The organism is Mycobacterium sp. IS-1496 (genome assembly GCF_001499995.1).
In the GTDB taxonomy this organism is placed as follows: Bacteria; Actinomycetota; Actinomycetes; order Mycobacteriales; family Mycobacteriaceae; genus Mycobacterium.
In genome coordinates, this window is sequence record NZ_LQIU01000015.1 from 22681 (window position 1) to 41492 (window position 18812).

General features: G+C 70.0%; 16 protein-coding genes. 3 read left to right on the plus strand and 13 right to left on the minus strand.

Features of this window, described 5'->3' with window-relative positions:
• Nucleotides 1–14: 14 nt before the first annotated feature.
• The 6 genes from rfbC to AU195_RS10305 form a co-directional block, all read right to left on the minus strand.
• A complete protein-coding gene (rfbC, locus tag AU195_RS10280; RefSeq protein ID WP_059158973.1) occupies nucleotides 15–635 on the minus strand; it encodes a dTDP-4-dehydrorhamnose 3,5-epimerase in 621 nt (206 codons plus the stop codon).
• Complete coding sequence (rfbB, locus tag AU195_RS10285) at nucleotides 632–1639, minus strand: dTDP-glucose 4,6-dehydratase (protein WP_059158974.1); 1008 nt, start codon at nucleotides 1637–1639, stop codon at nucleotides 632–634. The genes rfbC and rfbB overlap by 4 nt, the downstream gene beginning before the upstream one ends.
• Nucleotides 1640–1744: 105 nt before the next feature.
• Nucleotides 1745–2596 carry an LLM class F420-dependent oxidoreductase gene (locus AU195_RS10290; protein ID WP_059158975.1) on the minus strand — a complete coding sequence of 284 codons (852 nt, stop codon included), beginning with the start codon at nucleotides 2594–2596 and terminating at the stop codon, nucleotides 1745–1747.
• A gap of 30 nt (nucleotides 2597–2626) precedes the next feature.
• Nucleotides 2627–3457: an LLM class F420-dependent oxidoreductase gene (locus AU195_RS10295; protein WP_059158976.1), complete on the minus strand. Its 831-nt coding sequence runs from the start codon at nucleotides 3455–3457 to the stop codon at nucleotides 2627–2629.
• A 29-nt stretch (nucleotides 3458–3486) separates the two neighbouring features.
• Nucleotides 3487–4947: an ATP-binding protein gene (locus tag AU195_RS10300; RefSeq protein ID WP_059158977.1), complete on the minus strand. Its 1461-nt coding sequence runs from the start codon at nucleotides 4945–4947 to the stop codon at nucleotides 3487–3489.
• Between the two features lie 11 nt (nucleotides 4948–4958).
• The gene (locus tag AU195_RS10305; protein WP_059158978.1) at nucleotides 4959–6623 is read right to left on the minus strand and encodes an NAD(P)/FAD-dependent oxidoreductase; all 1665 of its coding nucleotides are present in this window, start codon (nucleotides 6621–6623) and stop codon (nucleotides 4959–4961) included.
• Nucleotides 6624–6694: 71 nt separating this feature from the next.
• Here AU195_RS10305 and AU195_RS10310 point away from each other — a divergent pair, with 71 nt between their 5' ends.
• Entirely contained in the window at nucleotides 6695–7159 is a 465-nt protein-coding gene (locus AU195_RS10310) for an SRPBCC family protein (RefSeq protein ID WP_059158979.1), read from the plus strand.
• Here AU195_RS10310 and AU195_RS10315 read toward each other — a convergent pair.
• The 3 genes from AU195_RS10315 to AU195_RS10325 are packed head-to-tail and all read right to left on the minus strand — an operon-like array spanning nucleotide 7156 to nucleotide 10642.
• Nucleotides 7156–8043 (minus strand): universal stress protein, encoded by an 888-nt coding sequence (locus tag AU195_RS10315; RefSeq protein ID WP_059158980.1) that lies wholly within the window; start codon nucleotides 8041–8043, stop codon nucleotides 7156–7158. The genes AU195_RS10310 and AU195_RS10315 overlap by 4 nt on opposite strands.
• Nucleotides 8044–8062: 19 nt before the next feature.
• Nucleotides 8063–9118: a zinc-dependent alcohol dehydrogenase family protein gene (locus tag AU195_RS10320; RefSeq protein WP_059158981.1), complete on the minus strand. Its 1056-nt coding sequence runs from the start codon at nucleotides 9116–9118 to the stop codon at nucleotides 8063–8065.
• Between the two features lie 36 nt (nucleotides 9119–9154).
• Nucleotides 9155–10642 carry a bifunctional aminoglycoside phosphotransferase/ATP-binding protein gene (locus AU195_RS10325; RefSeq protein ID WP_286149209.1) on the minus strand — a complete coding sequence of 496 codons (1488 nt, stop codon included), beginning with the start codon at nucleotides 10640–10642 and terminating at the stop codon, nucleotides 9155–9157.
• Nucleotides 10643–10826: 184 nt separating this feature from the next.
• On the opposite strand from AU195_RS10325, the gene AU195_RS10330 reads away from it, so the two are divergent.
• Together AU195_RS10330 and AU195_RS10335 are read left to right on the plus strand one after the other, a co-directional pair.
• On the plus strand, nucleotides 10827–11807 hold the full coding sequence (locus AU195_RS10330) for an Acg family FMN-binding oxidoreductase (RefSeq protein ID WP_059158982.1): 981 nt from the start codon (nucleotides 10827–10829) through the stop codon (nucleotides 11805–11807).
• 11 nt (nucleotides 11808–11818) lie between these two features.
• The gene (locus AU195_RS10335) at nucleotides 11819–12463 is read left to right on the plus strand and encodes a response regulator transcription factor (RefSeq protein WP_172800538.1); all 645 of its coding nucleotides are present in this window, start codon (nucleotides 11819–11821) and stop codon (nucleotides 12461–12463) included.
• A gap of 47 nt (nucleotides 12464–12510) precedes the next feature.
• Here the strand turns inward: AU195_RS10335 and AU195_RS10340 are convergent, their stop codons facing one another.
• From AU195_RS10340 to AU195_RS10355, 4 genes are all read right to left on the minus strand, one after another.
• Nucleotides 12511–13503 (minus strand): Acg family FMN-binding oxidoreductase, encoded by a 993-nt coding sequence (locus AU195_RS10340; protein ID WP_059158984.1) that lies wholly within the window; start codon nucleotides 13501–13503, stop codon nucleotides 12511–12513.
• 170 nt (nucleotides 13504–13673) lie between these two features.
• Nucleotides 13674–15998, minus strand: coding sequence for a heavy metal translocating P-type ATPase (locus AU195_RS10345; protein ID WP_059158985.1), 2325 nt, complete (start codon nucleotides 15996–15998; stop codon nucleotides 13674–13676).
• On the minus strand, nucleotides 15998–16630 hold the full coding sequence (locus AU195_RS10350) for a hypothetical protein (protein WP_286149215.1): 633 nt from the start codon (nucleotides 16628–16630) through the stop codon (nucleotides 15998–16000). The genes AU195_RS10345 and AU195_RS10350 overlap by 1 nt, the downstream gene beginning before the upstream one ends.
• 45 nt (nucleotides 16631–16675) lie before the next feature.
• Nucleotides 16676–18718: an erythromycin esterase family protein gene (locus AU195_RS10355; RefSeq protein ID WP_059159023.1), complete on the minus strand. Its 2043-nt coding sequence runs from the start codon at nucleotides 18716–18718 to the stop codon at nucleotides 16676–16678.
• Nucleotides 18719–18812: the final 94 nt, after the last annotated feature.

Genomic DNA, 18812 nt, shown 5'->3' on the forward strand with positions numbered 1-18812 from the left:
GGACATCCTAGTAACTAGTCGGGCTCGTTGACAAGAGGGCGGCGCAGGGCGTCGACGAACGCCCGGCACGCGTCCCACGTCGGCAGCAGACCGGCCTCGCGGGCCTGGGCCAACGTCGGAGCGGCGGCGTCGCGGTCGGAGAGCACGAGTTCACCGTCGAAGGGCCAGTCGATGCCCAGCGCCGGATCGGCCGGTGAGACCGTGTGCTCACGGGCCGGGTCGTAACCCGTCGAGCACAGGTACATCACCGTCGAATCGTCCTGCAGCGCAAGGAAAGCGTGCCCCAACCCCTCGGACAGGTAGATCGACCGGCGGTCCCGGTCGTCGAGCAGGACGGCATCCCAGCGCCCGAACGTCGGCGAGCCCACCCGGATGTCGACGGCCACGTCGTACACCGCGCCACGCACACAGGTGACGTACTTGGCCTGCCCGGGCGGCACCGCGGCGAAGTGCAACCCCCGCAGCACCCCGGCCCGTGACACCGAACAGTTGGCCTGCCGGAGGTCGAGGCGGTGTCCGGCGAACCCGGTGAACTCCCGGTCGGTGAACCACTCGAAGAACGACCCGCGCGCGTCGGCGTGCACGGTGGGGGTGATCTCCCAGGCGCCGGGCACCGTCAACTCCCGGGCGGTCACTGGCCGCGCTCCTCGTAGGCCGCTTCGGCCGCGTCCTTGAGCGGGCGCCACCACCCCTCGTTGTCGCGATACCACTGCACCGTCGCGCGCAGCCCTTCTTCGAAGTCGAGATGTGCGGGCTTCCAACCTAATTCGTCGTAGAGCGTCGACGGGTCGATGGCGTAGCGCAGATCGTGGCCGGCGCGGTCGGTGACGTGGTCGAAGTCGTCTGGGTCGCGGTCCATGATCCTCAGCAGCGTGCGCAGCACCGTGAGGTTGTCCCGCTCGCCCTCGGCGCCGATCAGGTAGGTCCGGCCCACGACGCCGTCGCGCAGGATCCGCCACACCGCGCTGTTGTGGTCGTCGACGTGGATCCAGTCCCGCACGTTGGCGCCGGCGCCGTAGAGCTTGGGCCGTCGCCCGGTCAGCACATTGGTGATCTGGCGGGGGATGAACTTCTCCACGTGCTGATACGGCCCGTAGTTGTTGGAGCAGTTCGAAATCGTCGCGCGTAGCCCGTACGACCGCACCCACGCCCGCACCAGCAGATCGGCGGCGGCCTTGGTCGACGAGTACGGACTCGACGGGTTGTACGGCGTCGACTCGGTGAACCGCCGCGGGTCGTCGAGGGGCAGATCGCCGTACACCTCGTCGGTGGACACGTGATGCAGCCGGACACCGGCGCGGCGCACCGCCTCGAGCACCGTGTAGGTGCCGACGATGTTGGTCTGTACGAACGGCCCCGGGTCGGCCAGCGCGTTGTCGACGTGGGTCTCGGCGGCGAAATGCACGACGGCGTCGGCGCCCGGATCGAGGTCGGCGACGAGCGCGTCGACCAAGCCGGCGTCGGCCACGTCGCCCTCGACCACCCGGATCCGGTCGGCGACCGGCGCCAGCGACTCCCGGCTGCCCGCATAGGTGAACGCGTCGAGCACCGTCACCGCGCAGTCGGGATGCTCGCGGAGCGTGGCGTGCACGAAGTTCGCCCCGATGAACCCCGCACCGCCGGTGACCAGCAACCGCATGGGTGAAACCCTAGCGGGCGCCGAACCCACGCGAGATCGACGCAATGGCGAGATCTCCTCGCACTTTCGCGCCCGTTTGTTCGTTTGGGCGGTCCACGGCGGCGCCTACTTCGTCAGCCCGAGCGGGCCCGCCAACTCCTTCAGCGTCGGAAGCAGCTTGTCCCAGCCGCCCAGCACCTGGATGGCCACGTGATCGGCGCCGCGCTCGTGGTGTTCCTCGAGCCGGGCCGCGACCGCGTCCGCCGAACCGTGCGCGACCACCGCGTCGATCAGCTTGTCGCTGCCCGGTTTGGCGACGTCCTCGTCGGTGAAGCCCAGCCGCTTCCAGTTGTTCACGTAGTTGCTCAGCCCGAGGTAGAAGTCGACGGTCTCGCGGCCGATCCGGCGCGCCTCCTCGACGTCGGAGCCGAGCACCACCTTGTGCTCGGGAGCGAGGAACACCGTCGGGCCGACGAGGTTGCGGGCCTGGCCGGTGTGCTCCGGCGTGGTCAGGTACGGATGGGCGCCGGCACTGCGCCGCGCGGCCAGCTTCAGTACCTGCGGGCCGAGCGCGGCGACGACCAGGCGGCTGGTCGGCACCTTCGCCCCGTCGAGCTTGTCGATGTACTCGACCAGCACGTCGTAGGGTTTGCGGTACTCCTCGGTGGCCTCCGGGTGCCCGATTCCGATGCCGAGCAGGAACCGGCTCGGGAACTTGTCCTCGATGCGGTGGTACGAGGCGGCGACCTCCTCGGCGGGCGACGCCCACACGTTCACGATGCCCGTGGCGACCTGCAGGGTCTCGGTCGCCTCGAGGATCGGCTCGACGAACTCGAGATCGGCCGCCGGTGAGGCGCCGACCCAGACCGCGCCGTAGCCGAGCTTCTCGATCTCCGCGGCCTGCTCCGGTTTCGGGGCGCCCGGGGTCCACACGCCGTAACGGCCCAGCCCGGGTTTGAGGGAAACGCCTTCGGTCATATCCGTTCCTTCAGTCGTCTGCGATCCGGCTCACTGCAGGCCGAGCGGACCGGCGAGGTCGGCCAGTGCGGCCACCAGCTTGTCAGGCCCGGTCAGCACCTGCACGGGCACGTGGTCGGCCCCGGCGTCGAGGTGCTGTTTCAGCCGGGCCGCGATGGCGTCGACGGTGCCGTAGGCCACGACGGCGTCCACCAACCGATCACTACCCGGTTTTGCCACGTCCTGATCACCGAAACCCAGACGCTTCCAGTTGTTGAGGTAATTGGCCAGATTCAGATAGACGTCGAGCGCCTTGCGCCCGACCGCGCGGGCCCTCTCGGCGTCGGTGGTCATCACCACCTTGTGCTCGGGCGCCAGGAACGCCCCGGCGCCGATCACCTCGCGTGCGGTGGCCGTGTGCTCGGGGGTGGTGAGGTACGGATGCGCCCCCGCGGCGCGGTCGGCCGAGAGCTTGAGCACCTTGGGGCCCAGCGCGGCCACCACCCGCCGCTCCCGCGGCACGCCGTATTCGTCGAGTGCGTCGAGGTACTCGGTGAGCGCCTCGAGCGGTTTGCGGTACGCCTGGTGCGCTTCGGGGTGGCCGACGCCGATCCCGAGGAGGAACCGGCCGGGATGAGCGGCCTCGATGCGGTGGAAGGACTCCGCCACCGGCCCGGCCGCCGCCGTCCAGATGTTGACGATCCCGGTGGCGACCTGCAGCGTCGTGGTCCGGTCGAGGATGGGTTCGACCCAGTCCAGTTCGGCGGGCGGTGAGCCGCCCACCCAGACGGCGCCGTAGCCGAGCGCCTCGATGTCCTTGGCTTGCGCGGGTGTCACGGCGCGGCCGAACACGCCGTACCTACCGAGATCGGGTTTGGTCATGACGGCTGCAACCGACGCCGCGGCGGCGACTATTCCTCCGGCGAGGGCGCCTGCAGCGGCAGACAGACGATGAAGCGGGTGTCGCCGGGCGTGGACTGGACCGACAGGTCGCCGTGGTGCTTCTCGACGATGATGCGGCGCGCCAGGTCCAGGCCCAGCCCGGTGCCCTCGCCGACCGGTTTGGTGGTGAAGAACGGTGTGAAGATGCGGTCGACGATCTCCTCCGGGATGCCCGGCCCGTCGTCGCAGATCTCCACGCGCACCCGGTCCTCGTTCTCGCGCATGGTGCGCACGGTCAGCGTGCCCCGCCCGCCCATCGCCTGGATCGCGTTCTGGATGAGATTGGACCATACCTCGTTGAGATCGCCTGGGTAGCAGAGCAATTCGGGCAGCGACGTGTCCTTCTCCCACACCAGTGCGACCGGTTTGTCCTTGCCGATCTTGTCGCCGAAGATCGTCTTGATCGTGCTGTGGATGAGCTCGTGGACATTGGCGCTCTGATAGGCGCCGCGGTCCATCTGCGAGTACTGCTTGGCCCCGGCGAGCAGCGTGGAGATCCGCTTGCTGGCGTCGGCGATCTCGCGCATCCGCAGTTCGGTGTCGATCGTGTACTTCAGCCAGCCGAGGGCGCTCGGCAGCGACGACGAGCACGTCCCGTCCATGACGTCGTCGATCGACGCCGAGATCCGCTCCAGCCAGTCGACGTCGAGGCCCGCCTCGACGAAGGTCGGGGCGTAGTCCCAGCCGCCGGCGATCCCGTGGTCGGTGAGCCAGTCCCCGATCTGCTCCTCGCGGTCCGAGGTCTCCAGCGCCGTGAGGTCCTGGCTGCGGAACTTGGCGACCTGTTCGGCCACTTCGTCCTGGATCTTCACCAGCACCCGCAGCGCCTCGGGGCTGAACTTGCCGTCGGCGAGCATGGCCAGCTTGTGGCGCATCTTGCCGACGCCCTCCTGCAGGTCGGCGACGGCACGCGCGGTGGCCGCGGCGGGATTGTTGAGCTGATGGGTGAGCCCGGCGGTGATGGTGCCCAGCGCGAGCAGCTTCTCCCGCTGACCGATGATCTGGTGCTGCCTGCGCCTGCCGACGGTCTGGCCTTCGAGCAGATGCACCGCCATCGGGAACTGGGTCTGCATGAAGCGGGCGAACGCGTCGGCGTCGAGAACGAAGAACCTCGACGGTTTCGTCAGCCGCACGGTGGCCTCGTAGACGTGTTCCTCACCCGGGACGTAGGCCGACCACGCACCGCAGTACACCCCGCGCTGTGAGGTGCGGCCGGTCTGAATGTCGGTGCCGCCCGAGCGTTTCGACATCACCAGTTCACCGTCGATGAGCACGTAGAAGCAGGTGGCCGGGTCCCCTTCACTGCACAGCGGGCCCGCGGGGAAGGTCTGGATGTGGCCGTTGGCGCACAGCGTGTCGAGCTGCTCGTCGGACAGCGCCTCGAACAGGAACAGCGTGCGCAGCTCGTCGCGCAGGCACGTCTCGCCCATGGTGACCCCTTTCAGGCTTCCGCCAGGTACCGGTGCACCAGCATGACCGCCATCGACCCTTCGCCGACGGCGGCGGCCACCCGTTTGGCGGACTCGGCTCGCACATCACCTGCAACAAACACACCCGGCACGCTTGTTTCCAGGTGGTGCGGCGGGCGGTCCAGCGTCCAGCCCGAGATCTCCCGCAGATCGGGCCCGGCGAGGATGAACCCGTGGTCGTCGCGCACGACGATGCCGTCGAGCCATTCGGTGCGCGGTTCGGCGCCGATGAAGATGAACATCCGGCCGCAGGTGTGCTCCTCGCGGTTCCCGGTGAGCGTGTTCTCCAGGCAGATGCCCTCGAGGTGGCCGTTGCCCTTGACCGCGTGGACCACGGTGTTGGGCAGCTCCCGGATCTTGTCGTTGGCCCTGATCTGCTGGATCAGATAGTGCGACATCGAGTCCTCGAGCCTGCGGCGGCTGACGATCGTGACCTTGCTGGCCGTGCGCGAGAGGTGCATCGCGGCCTGGCCGGCGGAGTTCGCGCCGCCGATCACGTACACCTCGTCGTCCTCGCAGTCGGCGGCGACCGACGCCGTGGCGCCGTAGTACACCCCCGCACCGGTCAGCCCGTCGCATCCCTCGGCGGGCAGCTGGCGGTATTCGACGCCCATCGCCAGGATCACCGCGCGGGCGCCGATCGACCGGCCGTCGGACAGCCGCACGGTGCGCGCCGACCCGTCGATCTCCAGGGCCGTCACCTCGGCCGCGGTGATCAGCTCGGCGTCGAACTTCTCGGCCTGCCTGCGCGCCCGCTCGGCGAGCTGCGCACCCGAGAGGCCGTCGGGGAAACCGAGGTAGTTCTCGATACGGGAACTCTGCCCGGCCTGCCCGCCGGTGGCGGTGCGCTCGATGAGCACCGTCTCGAGACCCTCGGAGGCTCCGTACACGGCGGCGGCCAGACCGGCGGGCCCGCCGCCGATCACCACCAGGTCATAGAAGTCCTCGGCGGGGGTGGTGGTCAGCCCGAGGGTGGCGCCCAGTTCGGCGTCGGACGGGTCGACGAGGGTCTCGCCCTGTTCGGTGATCACCACCGGCAGCGTCATCCCGTCCTGGCCGGCTGCCTCCAGCAGCTGCCTCCCCTTCCGCTCGTCGGCACGGAACCAGGTGTAGTACAACCGGTTTCGGGCGAGGAACTCGCGCACCTCCGATGATCTGGCGTTCCACGGATGCCCGATGATCTTGGTGTGCGGGATGGCCCGGTCCCCGGTCTCGCGCCACGCCTCGATCAACGCATCGATGACGGGGTAGAGCTTCTCCTCCGGGGGATCCCACGGCTTGAGCAGGTAATGGTCCAGGTCGACGACGTTGATGGCGTCGATCGCGGCGTGGGTGTCGGCGTACGCGGTGAGCAGCACGCGCCGCGCCATCGGGTAGAGGTCCATCGCCTCCTCGAGGAACTCGATACCGCTCATCTGCGGCATCCGGTAGTCGGCGACGAACACCGCGACCGTCTCGCCGCGCAGCTTCAGTTCGTTGAGTGTCTCGAGCGCATCCGGGCCGGATTCGGCCCGCACGATCCGGAAGTGCTCGCCGTAGTGACGGCGCAGGTCGCGCGCCACCGCACGGGAGACCGCCGGGTCGTCGTCGACGGTGAGGATCACGGGTTTGCGGGCTACCGCGGCAGGGCCTGTCATCGCGATCAAGTATGCGCCGGTCGTCCAGTCGATATCGGATATGCCGGGGTCACGGTATCTAGACTGCGCCCGTGGCCGAACTCCAGTTCTCCGATTCGGTGTTCGTGGCACGGCACCCCGACGCCGTCTACGCGTTGGTGTCCGACGTGACCCGGATGGGTGAGTGGAGCCCGGTGTGCCGGGCCTGCTGGTGGGACGACCCGGACACCGGGCCCGTCGCGGGTGCCTGGTTCACCGGGCGCAACGCGACTCCCGATCGGGAGTGGGAGACGCGCAGCCAGGTGACGGTGGCCGACGGCCGCGAGTTCGTCTGGGAGGTCAACGGCGGCTGGGTGCGGTGGGGCTTCACCGTGGCACCCGAGGAGGACGGGACCCGGTTGACCGAGCACTGGCGGCTGCTGCCCCGGGGCGTCGACGGGTTCCGCGAACGCTACGGCGCCGACGCCGACGCGCAGATCGCCGAGCGCACGGCGGCCGCACACTCCGGCATCCCCGAGACGCTGGCCGCGATCAAGCGGACGGCCGGGAGCATCTAGACGTCGGCTGCGTGGCAGACCATGACCGGCACGCGGCTGTGGTGGAGCAGGTTCAGGCTCGTCGACCCCAGCAGCGCGGCGCTCACGACGTTGGCTCGATGGTTGCCGACCACGACGAGCTGCGCGCCGGTGAGGCGGTCGAGGAGGGCGTGGCCCGGCTTCGCATCGTCGAGCAGTGTCGCGACCTCCACGCCGGGATACCTGTCCGTCCAGGGCTCGAGGGCGCGCGTCAGCAGCCCCCACTCCGCGGACTCCAGGGCGTCCCAGTCGATGAGGTAGGGGATGGCCACCGCGTCGGCGTCCAGCCCCGCCGCCCACGAGTGCACGGCGGTGAGGGGGGCGCCGAACCGGTCGGCGAACTCGAACGCGGCCGCCAGGGCCGCCGTCCCGGCCGGCGTGCCGTCGACCCCGACCACGACCGGCGCCGTACCCGGCCGCGCGATCTGACGCCACGCCACCACCGGACACGACGCCTGCGTCGCGACCCGCAACGTCGTCGACCCGACCAGCACTGCCGCGGCCGGACTGACATCGTCGCAGCCCACGACGACCAGGGCGGCGTCGCGGCTGCGGCCGATCAACGCCTCGTGGGCCGGCTCGCCGACCGCCTCGGTGACGACGCCCAGGTGTGGAAAGTGTTCGGCCACAGCCTCTTTCGCTAGATCGAGCGTCTTCTCAGCGGCGGCCTGCTGATCCTCGGGCGCGGCCGCCCGGATGGCGACCACCGCGGCGTCGGTGAAGAAGTGACCGGCCGTGGCGGTCGAGTGGACGAGCCGCAACGACGTGCGGTACGCCGCGGCCGCCGCGGCGGCCCACCGCGCGGCGTCGATGCTGGTCGGCGAGCCGTCGATCCCGACGACGACCGGGGCGGTGCGTTGCGTCATGAGCGTGCCTTTCGCTGGGTCAGTCGGTGTGCGGTGGGCGCGTGAGCAACACCTTGAGCGCTCCCGTCTCGCCGGGTCGGCTGAACACGTCATAGGCGAGGTCGAACTCGTCCATACCGAAGTGGTGGGTGATCATCGCCGCCGTGTCGATCTGGTGACCGGCCACCAGCTTGATCAGGGCGGGTGTCGAGTGCGTGTCCACCAGACCCGTGGTGATCGTGATGTTCTTGATCCAGATGTCCTCCAGGTGCAGCGTGGCGGGCTTGCCGTGCACCCCGACGTTGGCGACGTGTCCGCCGGGCCGGACCAGGCGGACCGCCTGCTCGAAGGTCTCGGGCACGCCGACGGCCTCCATCGCCACATCGGCGCCGAGGCCGTCGGTGAGTGCGTCGACCACCGCGCGCGGATCCTGTGACGCCGAGTCGACGACGGTGTCGGCGCCGACGGTCTTCGCCGCTTCCAGCCGGCTCTCGGCGATGTCGATCACCACGATGTGGCTGGGACTGTAGAGCTTGGCGGTGAGGACCGCGGCGAGGCCGATGGGACCGGCGCCGACGATCGCCACGACGTCGCCGGGGCGCACCGCGGCGCTCAGCACGCCCACCTCGTAGGACGTGGGCAGGATGTCGGCGAGCATGACCATCTGTTCATCGCTCACCCCGGGAGGCACCTTGTGGGTGGAGTTGTCGGCGAATGGCACGCGGACGTACTCGGCCTGCGTTCCGTCGATGAGATGGCCCAGGATCCATCCGCCGCCACCGAGGCACTGGCCGTACTGCCCGTCCCGGCAGTATCGGCAACTGCCGCAGGCGCTGATGCACGACACGAGCACCCGGTCACCGACGGCGAGTTTCTCGACGGCGGAACCGATCTCGGTCACCGTGCCGACGGCTTCGTGACCGAGGACCCGGCCCGGCTGCACTTCGGGTACGTCCCCTTTGAGGATGTGCAGGTCGGTGCCGCAGATGGTCACCGCGTCGACGCGGACGATGGCATCGGTGGCGCGCTGCACGACCGGATCGGGCACCTGCTCCCACGACCGCCTACCCGGACCGTGGTAAACCATCGCGTGCATCGGCGGGTCCTCCTGTTCGGTGCTGTTTCGTGGCCGTCAGTACGCCAGACAGCAGATCTGCTGTGCTTCCGCCACGGAGTCGGCCAGTGGGCGCCCCGTGTCGACACGGTGTGCGCCCGACCAGATGGGCGCCGTGATGTCGGCCGCGATCTGCGGTGTCGCATCGGATGTCGTCGACGACCGGTGCCCGATCCGGGTCTGCGCGGCGGAAAGTGTGGTGTCGCAGGCAAGTTCCACCAACACCGCTGAGGAGCGCTCGGCGCACTCCAGGGCCGCGCGGCGGTGACGCGGGTCCCGCCAGGTGCCGTCGAGGACCACCGACTCGCCGTGAGCCAGCAGGACCGCCGCTCGATGCAGCACCGTCTCGTAGACCAGCGCCACGTTGTCGGGTGAGTACAGCCCGCTCTCCAGGGCTCCCGCGGCGCCGTGGACGATCCCGGACTCCTGCAGTTCCCGACGGACGTTGTCGGTCGAGATGACCTGAGCGCCAACGGACTCGCCAAGAGCGCCGGACAGTGTGGTCTTGCCCGTCCCGGGACCACCGCCGACGATCACGAGCCGAACCGCGGCCGCCTTGAGGTGGCCGGCGGCGATGTCGAGGTGCCACCGGGCGTCGGCCGCCGCGCCCGCATGCCCCTGGCCGACCCTGATGCAGTCCACCTTGGCGCGGACGACGGCGCGGTAGGCGATGTAGAAGTCGATCAGCGAGCGGGGCGCGGTGTCGCCGGCGAGTTCCTGGTACTGGTCGAGGAAGTGGTCGGCGAGGTCGCGCCGGCCCAGGAACTCCAGGTCCATCGCCAGGAACGCGGCGTCGTCGACGCCGTCGACGAAGCGCATCCGGTCGTCGAACTCCAGACAGTCCAGCGGGACCGGGCCGTCGGGTGTGCAGAAGACGTCGTCGGCCAGCAGGTCGCCGTGACCGTCGACGATGCGGCGGTCGGCGATGCGGCCGGCGAACAGCGCGTCCCGGCCGTCGAGATACCGCATGGCCAGGCGGCGGATCTCGTCGACGGCCTCGGCGGACACCACGGTCCCCGCGGAGCGGTCCAGCTCGGTGAGGTTCTCGGACCACAGCTGCCGGATGGCGGCGGTCGTGGCGGCGGCGTCGACGTCCGCGCCGCGGTGAGCGGTCGCGTGGAACCGGGCGAGCATGCTCGCGAGCATCGTCAGGTGGTGTTCGGTCGGCTCACCGCGCGCCACCATGGTCCGGAGCCGGTACCGGTCGGGGTAGCGGCGCATCACCACGACCGGTTCCGGTGTGGCGTGACCGGGTCCGCGCAGGTGCGCGACCCCGAGGTAACTGCCCGGCGCCAGGCGGCTGTTCAGTTCGACCTCGCGGGCGCAGACCCGCTCCCGCTGTTCGGGCGTGCTGAAGTCGAGGAAGTCCGTGATCACCGGCTTCTTGACCTTGTAGGCCTTCTCGCCGAGCAGGAGCACCACACCGGTGTGCGTCTCGTACACCTCGGCGGCCATGTCGTTCACCGGCAGATCATGGGCAGCGGTGACGTCCTCCGTGGTGGTCATGGGGCAATGGTCGCGTCGGGAGCCGACGTGGCGCAGCGGCCTTCCGGCCTCATGCCGGGTCGAAAGGTCCCGACTGGACGGGGCCTTAAGTCCCCATCCTCGCCGCGTGTGACCAAAGACTCTTGCCGCCGATCCGGCGGGACGTGACCGTGGTCTGGGGACACGTGAACAGGAAGGCTGATCGATGACCACAACGCGAGCGGACATCGACACGATCAGCGACGCGGTGCAGCTGGCGTGCCGGGCGCCGTCTGTGCACAACAGCCAGCCGTGGCGCTGGGTCGCCGACCGGTCCGGGCTGCAGCTCTTCCTCGACACCGACCGGCTCGTGGCCACCGACCAGTCCGGCCGGGAGGCGCTCCTGAGTTGCGGCGCCGTCCTGGATCATCTGCGGGTCGCCATGGCGGCCGGCGGCTGGATCGCGCACATCGATCGCTATCCCAACCCCAACGATCACCTGCATCTGGCCGCCATCGACTTCTCGCCGATGTCCTATGTGACCGACGGCCACCGCGCCCGCGCCGCGGCGATCGCGCGCCGCTTCACCGACCGGCTGCCGTTCGGGCCGCCGCCTGACTGGGACTCGCTGGAGCTGCTGCTGCGTGACGCGATCGACGAGTCGGTGGCGATGCTGGACGTCGTCGCCGACGACGCCCGGCCGCAACTCGCGGAGGCCTCACAGCTCACCGAGTCGCTGCGGCTCTACGATTCTCAATACCACGCCGAATTGGCCTGGTGGACCGGGTGGTTGGCGGTCTCCGACGGCATACCGCACAGCTCCCTGGTGTCGGCCGCCGAAAGCGACCGCGTGGACATCGGCCGCCACTTCCCGGTCACCCATGGCGCGGCCGAGCGGCGCATGAGCGTGCCGGAGGATCACTCGAAGGTGCTGGTCATCTCGGCACACGACGACACCCGGCGCGACCTCCTCGGCTGTGGTGAGACGCTGTCGCAGCTGCTGTTGGAGGCGACGTTGGCCGGGATGGCCACCTGCACGCTGACCCATCTCACCGAACTACGCGCCAGCCGCGACATCATCTCCGCACTGGTCGATCGCGACCTTCCGCAGGTGCTGGTCCGTGTCGGGGCGGCTCCCGCCTACGACCCCGTCCCGCCACCGACGCCCCGGCGTCGGCTCGACGACGTCCTCGAGGTGCGGCTGTGACGGGAGAGCCCGTGACCGTGTTCCTCGTCGACGATCACGAGGTGGTGCGTCGCGGCCTGATCGACGTGCTCAGCGCCGAACCGGACCTCGACGTGATCGGCGAGGCGGGCTCGGTCTCGGAGGCGCTGGCGCGCATCCCTGCGCTGCGGCCCCAGGTCGCCGTGCTCGACGTCCGGCTGCCGGACGGCAACGGCATAGAGCTGTGCCGTGACCTCCTGTCACGGTTGCCGGACCTGCGCTGTCTGATGCTGACCTCGTTCACCTCCGATGAGGCGATGGTGGATGCCATCCTCGCCGGCGCCAGCGGTTACGTCATCAAGGACATCAAAGGCATGGACCTCGCCAAGGCGATCAAGGAGGTCGGCGAGGGCCGGTCCCTGCTCGACAACCGCGCCGCCGCCGCACTGATGGCCAAGCTGCGGGGTGCCGCCGAGCACCCCGACCCGCTGCCCGGGCTCAGCGACCAGGAGCGGGTCCTGCTCGGGCTGCTCGGCGAGGGTCTGACCAACAAGCAGATCGCCGCCCGGATGTTCCTGTCGGAGAAGACGGTGAAGAACTACGTGTCGCGGCTGCTCGCCAAGCTCGGTGTGGAGCGCCGTACACAGGCAGCGGTGTTCGTGTCCAGGCTCGACCGGACGCACGACTCCCCGGGCTGACCACTCGCCATCCGTCCCGCCGGCCCGAACCACGTTCCGGCGGTTGGTCACTCGAACGGCGAACCGTCCAGCCACGAGACGACGTCGCCAAGCGGCCTGCGGGGGGTCGACGGCAGCGGATCGGCGTTCACCGGCGCCCAGCCCACCCGGAAGAGCAGCTGGGGGAAGGCGCCTTCACCGAAGACGTCGGTTCGGACGGCTGAACGGGTGGCGGGGATCTCGAGCGGCTCGGTGACCGGGCACGTCGCCAGCCCGAGCGCGGTTGCGGTGAGCAGCACCAGGCTGGTCGCTTCGCCGGCGCGCAGGCGTGCCAGGTCGTCGTCGGCGGCGGTGCCGAGGGCGAACAGCACGGCGTTGTCGTCGGCCGGATCGGCTCCGGCCGGCTGGTCGAGCGCGGTGCCGGCGAACAGCCGCCCGGGAACGCGTGCTCGAGGCTCGGACAGGGGGGTGTTGCGCGCGGGGACACCGGCAGTCGACGCATGCCGCCCGCTCCACATCGACAACTCCTCGCGGTAGTGCGGGTCGGAGGCGTGTTCCCACACGGCTTTTGCGACGATGTCGCGGAAACCGGCGGTCGTCTCCACCCGGCGCATCGTGACACCGGCTCTGGCGGCGCGGGCGCCCATCAGGGCGATGTCACCGATGGCGACCGGCCAGGCGCTGAAGTGTCTGCGGTCGGTGCGCCGCCGCGGTATCGCGGCAGCAAGCGTGATGTCGACCTCGCATGGAGCCTGACGCTGCATCTCGATCGCGGCCAGGTGGAGCGGTTCGGCGGCGTTGGGGAACCGGTGGACCACCGACCGCCACCCCAGGGCGGACAGCGCGATCACGCAATGGTTCAGCGCGGCGCCGCAACTGATCAGGAGGTCGCGTCCATCGGGGTCGGTGCGTGGCAGGTGCCAGGCCTCCTCGGCGAAGAGGTGCACGCTGTCGTCTCCGACGCGCCACCGCCAGGGTTGCGCATTGTGGATCGAGGGGGCGCGAACCGCCAGCGACAGAGCGGCGTGCACCGTCTCCTTGTCCGGACGGTGCGTGGTCACCGCTGCGCCCCTCGGGTCGGCGAGGTATCGGGTGTGGTGGTGCCGACGGCCATGGCGTCCCTCCTCCGATATGTGAATGTCCCTGAGCGGAGAACACTTCCGACTACATCGCTTGACGGCCGGCCCGGATAGGGACCATCGGCCCGAACGCGACGGCGAATGGTCCCGAGTCAGGACGCCGGCTCGTCCTCGGCGAGCGTGAAGTAGTTCTCCTCCTCCTGCACGAAGTGCAACCGCAGCAACGTGTACAGACCGTAGAGACAGGCCAGCAGGTCATCGACCTGGTCGGGTTGGATCGCCCCGGTCGATTCGGCGAGGACGACATGGGCGCCGATGCGGTCGGCGAGCAGCTGGATCTCGGCGTGGGTCCGGCTCATGGTGGCGGTGGCCTCACCGCTGCCCAACGGGCGGGCCAACGCCGGATACAGCTCGTTCTCCTCGGCCGCTTCGTGCGGCAGGATCCGGTCGGTGAGCAACCGGTGCACGGTTGTCAGCGAGTCCAATGCGGCGGCGTCGGGTGCCGCGGCCAGCCGGTCGGCGCTGTCGCGCAGCAGGGGGAGTGTCTCGCGAAGCTCATCGTGTTCAGCGGCGAAACGTCGCAGCAGCCGCTCGGTGGCGGGCGGCAGATCCATTGCGGCGGAGGGGTTTCGACGCAGGGCGCGCAGCGCGTTGAGGATCACCGCGACGTCGATGCCTTCCTGCAGGAGGGCGCCGACGGCGGGCGGTAACCAGCCGAAGGCCGCGACCACCATCGCCAGGAGCGACAGACTCATGCCCACCACGGCACTCTGGACGGCGATGCGCCGCGACCAGCGGGCCATGTCCATCGCGTCGGCGAGGCGGTCGACGCGATCCGTCGTCAGCACGATGTCGGCGGCCTCCGAGGACGCGGTCGCCCCCCGCGCACCCATCGCGACACCGACCGTCGCCGCGGCCAGCGCCGGGGCGTCGTTGATCCCGTCACCCACCATCACCGTCACCGCGCGTTCGCGCTCGTCCCGCACCGCGACGACCTTGTCCGCCGGCGTCTGCTCGGCGTACACCTCATCGAGTCCCAGCACGGTGCCGACCTCGCGGGCCGGTTCGGCGCGATCCCCGGTGAGCAGCACCAACCGGTTCAGCCCCGCCGCCCGCAGCCGGCGCATGGTCCGGGGGGCGTCGCGGCGCAACGGATCTCGCAGCAGTACCGCACCCACCGGGTCGTCCTCGATGCTCACCCACGCGATCGCGGCGCCGTCCAGACTGGCCCGGTTGACCACACCGCCCTGCCAGCCGCGGGTCGTGCTCCCGGCCGGGAGCTTGCCCACCGAGACGCGATGGCCGTCGACGGTGGCGGTGACACCGCGGCCGGGCTCTTCGACCACCTCGGTGGGAAGTGACAGCGTCAGGCCGCGATTGAGCGCCTCGGTGACGACGGCCTCGGCCAGCACGTGCGGGGAGAACTGGTCCACCGACGCCGCCTGCCGCAGCACCTCGGTCGCCTCGCCGCCGGGGGCGATGGCCACATCGACGACCATCGGGCGTCCCATCGTCACCGTGCCGGTCTTGTCCATCACCAAAGTGGTTGCCCGACACAGGTTTTCCAGTGCCCCACCGCTGCGGATGATCACCCCGGCGCGGGAGGCGCGCGACAGCCCCGACACGATCGCGACGGGTGCCGCCAGCAGCAACGGACACGGCGTGGCCACCACCAGGACCGCCACTGCCCGCACCGCTGAACCGCTCGCCAGCCACGCCGCACCGGCCAGCAGCAGCGTCAAGGGCAGGAACCACGCGGCGTAGCGGTCGGCCAACCGCACCAGGGGGGCGTTCTCCGCGCCGGCCTGGCGGGCCAGCCGCACGATTCCGGCATAGGTGCTGTCCTCGGCCGTCGCAACGGCGCGTAACTCGAACGCTCCGCCGGCGTTCACGACACCGCTGCGCACCGGTTCGCCGACCGCGTGCTCGACCTGGAGCGGCTCACCGGTCAACGCGGACTCGTCGAGCACCGCCACGACGTCGCGCACCCGCCCGTCCACGGGCACCACCTCGCCGGGCCCGACGATCAACACGTCGTCCGGGACGACCTCCTCCAGCGGAATCGTGTTCACCTGCATGCCGATCCGCCGTCGCGCGAACCGTGGGGCCCGCTCCAGCAGCGCCCGCAGGTCATGAGAGGCGCGACGCGTGGCGGCGGCGTCCAGCGCGCGGCCACCGGCCAACATCACCGCTACCAGCGCACCGGCCAGATACTCGTGTACGAGCAGGGTGCCGACGAGCGACAGCACCGCGATCACGTCGACGCCGACCCGTCCACGACGCAACGCCGCGACCACCCACACCACCGCAGGCACCACCGCGAGCACAGTCCCCACGATCCAGCACCCGTCAGCGACGGCACGCCGATCGGCCAGCCAGGCGACGCCGCCCGCGGCGAGTGCGGCCACGGTGAGCACCGCCAGCGCCGGCTCGATCAGCGGGCGAAGCCGCGAAACCCACGGAGTCCGATCGCCCATCACACCCCGAGTCGGCCTTCGACAGCGGCTCGCTGCCGTGTCCGTTGCGCGCGTTCGGCGATGCCGCGCATCATCTTCTGCTCCATGATGAAGTGCGGGATGTCGAACCAGAAACGCCCCACGGGTGTTCCGCTACCGCGCACCAGCAGGCGGGTGCCGCCGCCTTCGGGTCGCAGGACGAAAGACCAGTACCCGCCCGCTCGTTCCCCGTGTCGCACCCGTTCGAAATCGGCCGGTGACATGAGAACGAGGTGCGATTCGGCGGCGACCGCGGCGACGATCTGGCGGGCCACCGGACCGTAGCGCCGGGCCAACCAGATCGTGTCGCCCACCTCCAGGTGCTGCCATTCGGGGTGGATGACGTCGGCGTTGTGGATATCGGCGCCGACTGCGCGCTCGAGCGGCCAATAGCTGTAGAAACCACCGCGGCCCTCACCGATCTGCGCCAGCCACGGCCACACATCCCGGGCCGGTGCGTCGATGGTCACGGCCCGGGTGGTGCGGATGGTGTCCCCGGCGACGAGCTCATCACCGGGCAGCGACGTGGTCAGTTCGTCGTCGCGCGCCCCCCATGTGTACATCCACGGTCGCGTGTGGAGGTGGTAGAGGGCGGCGAGGCCGGCCATCGCCATCACGTCCGCCAGTAGTGGTCGTTGCCTTCCCAACACGGTCGAACCTCACAATCCGCTGGGGTACGTCTCGGGGGTCTCGCCCGCCACCCATTCGCTGGTGACCTCCAGCGGTTCGAGCGCCCGCGTCCGGTCGATGTGGATGATCGCGTCGTACTGATCGGCGGGCCGGACGTGGTAGTAGTGGCTCTGGCGCTCGGTCGCCGGGAGGTAGATGACGCCGATCGCCCGGCCCAACCGTACGGTGGACAGCGGTTCCTCGACGGCGCGGCTGATCAACGGGGACACCAGGAACGCGGGTCGGTCGGCCTCGTGGAACAGCTCCTCGACGCTGCCGTTCAGGGCGGGACGGACGGCCTTGCGCTCGGCGCTGCCACCCCATTCGGCGGCTGCGGTGACCGTGCCCGTATACGTGGTCAGGCCGATCAAGCGGCAGCTCTCGCCGAAACGCTCACGCGCCAGCTGCCCCAGAGTCAGTTGACCGTCGGCGGCAACCTCGGTGGCCCGGGCGTCACCGACATGGGAGTTGTGCGCCCACACCACGATTCGGGCAGGGTCGGCGCCGGGGTGGCGGTCGAGGTGAGCCAGCAGCGCCTGCAGTGTCTTGGCCATGTGTTCGTCACGCAGATTCCACGACGTCACACGACCGCTGAACATCGTCCGGTAGTAGACCTCCGCATCGCGGACGGTCTGGGCGTTCGGCTGGGCGTAGAACAGCTCGTCCTCGGCGAGCAGGCCGTCGCGGTGAAGGTAATCGATTGCGCTGTAGTTCATGTCGACCAACTGGTCCACTGCCTGGCGCTCACAGGACAGGCCCGCGCCGAAGGCGGCCGCATGACCGTAGGCCTGACCGTCGTCGGCCGCTGCGTGATCGAAGCAGGAGTAGCGCCGGCGGGCGCGGGCGGCCGCGCGCGGGTCGACCGAGTCGAGGTAGGAGATGACCTCCTCCATGGAGCGGTGCAGACTGTAGAGATCCAGGCCGTAGAAACCGGTTTCGCGCTGATCGAGGAAGCGGCGTTGCCGGTTGTGGGCATGTAGCCACTCGACGAAGTCCCGCACCACCACGTTGCGCCACATCCACGCCGGGAAGCGTTGGAATCCGCGGAGCGCGTCGTCGGCGGTGTCGTCCTCACCCAGGCCGCGGACGTAGCGGTTGACGCGGTAGGCGTCGGGCCAGTCGGCTTCCGCGGCGACCCCGCAGAAACCCTTCTGTTCGATCAGCCACTTGGTGATGGCGGCGCGGGCGGCGTAGAACTCGTGGGTGCCGTGCGACCCCTCGCCGATGAGGACCACCCGGGCGTCACCGATGATCTCCTCCAGCGCATCCAGTGGTGGCACGCCATCGGGTGCGTCCACCGCACACCGGCCCACCACGGCGGCCGGTGTCTGGGCGGTGGGCGCGGGTGCTGCGGTGACCCCCGTCGTCGGGGTGGTGAGGTACTCGCGGACTTCGTCGTCGCTCACCTGCCGGAAGTCCCAGAACGACTCACCGACGGCGACGAACGGCGTCGGCATGCTCGCGCAGACCAGGTCGTCGGCGATGCCGAGGATCTCCTGGCACGTCGACTCCGGCGCGGCGGGCACCGCCACCACGATCTCGGCCGGATCGGCGTCGCGCAGGGCCTGTACCGCGGCCATCATGCTGGCTCCGGTCGCCAGCCCGTCGTCGACGAGGACGACGGTCTTGCCGGACACGTCGAGGGGAGGGCGCCCGGGCCGGTAGGCGGCTTCCCTGCGGAAGAGTTCGCGTCCTTCCCGCTCGGCGATGTCCCGGAGTCGTTGGGGGCTGACGCGCAACGCGCGCACGACGTCGTCGTTGAGCACGACGCGACCGCCGGTGGCCAGCGCACCCATCGCGAACTCCTCGTGCCCCGGGGCGCCCAGCTTCCTGACGATGAACGCGTCGAGTGGAGCGCCGAGGGCCGCGGCGACCTCCCACGCCACCGGGATGCCGCCGCGTGCGAGCCCCAACACGATGACGTCATCTCGCCCGCGGTACGCGGTGAGCAGATCCGCCAGCACCCGACCCGCTTCGCGGCGGTCCCGGAAGACGCGCCGGGGGGTTTGCAGCGGTCGGTGGGTCCGAGTCATCGTCTCTCCGATCAGCGGTTTGCCTACACCGGTATCCGACCACCGTCGGATCGGCACAGCTAGGGACCGAAGTCCTCCGGGCGGGGGCCGTTCG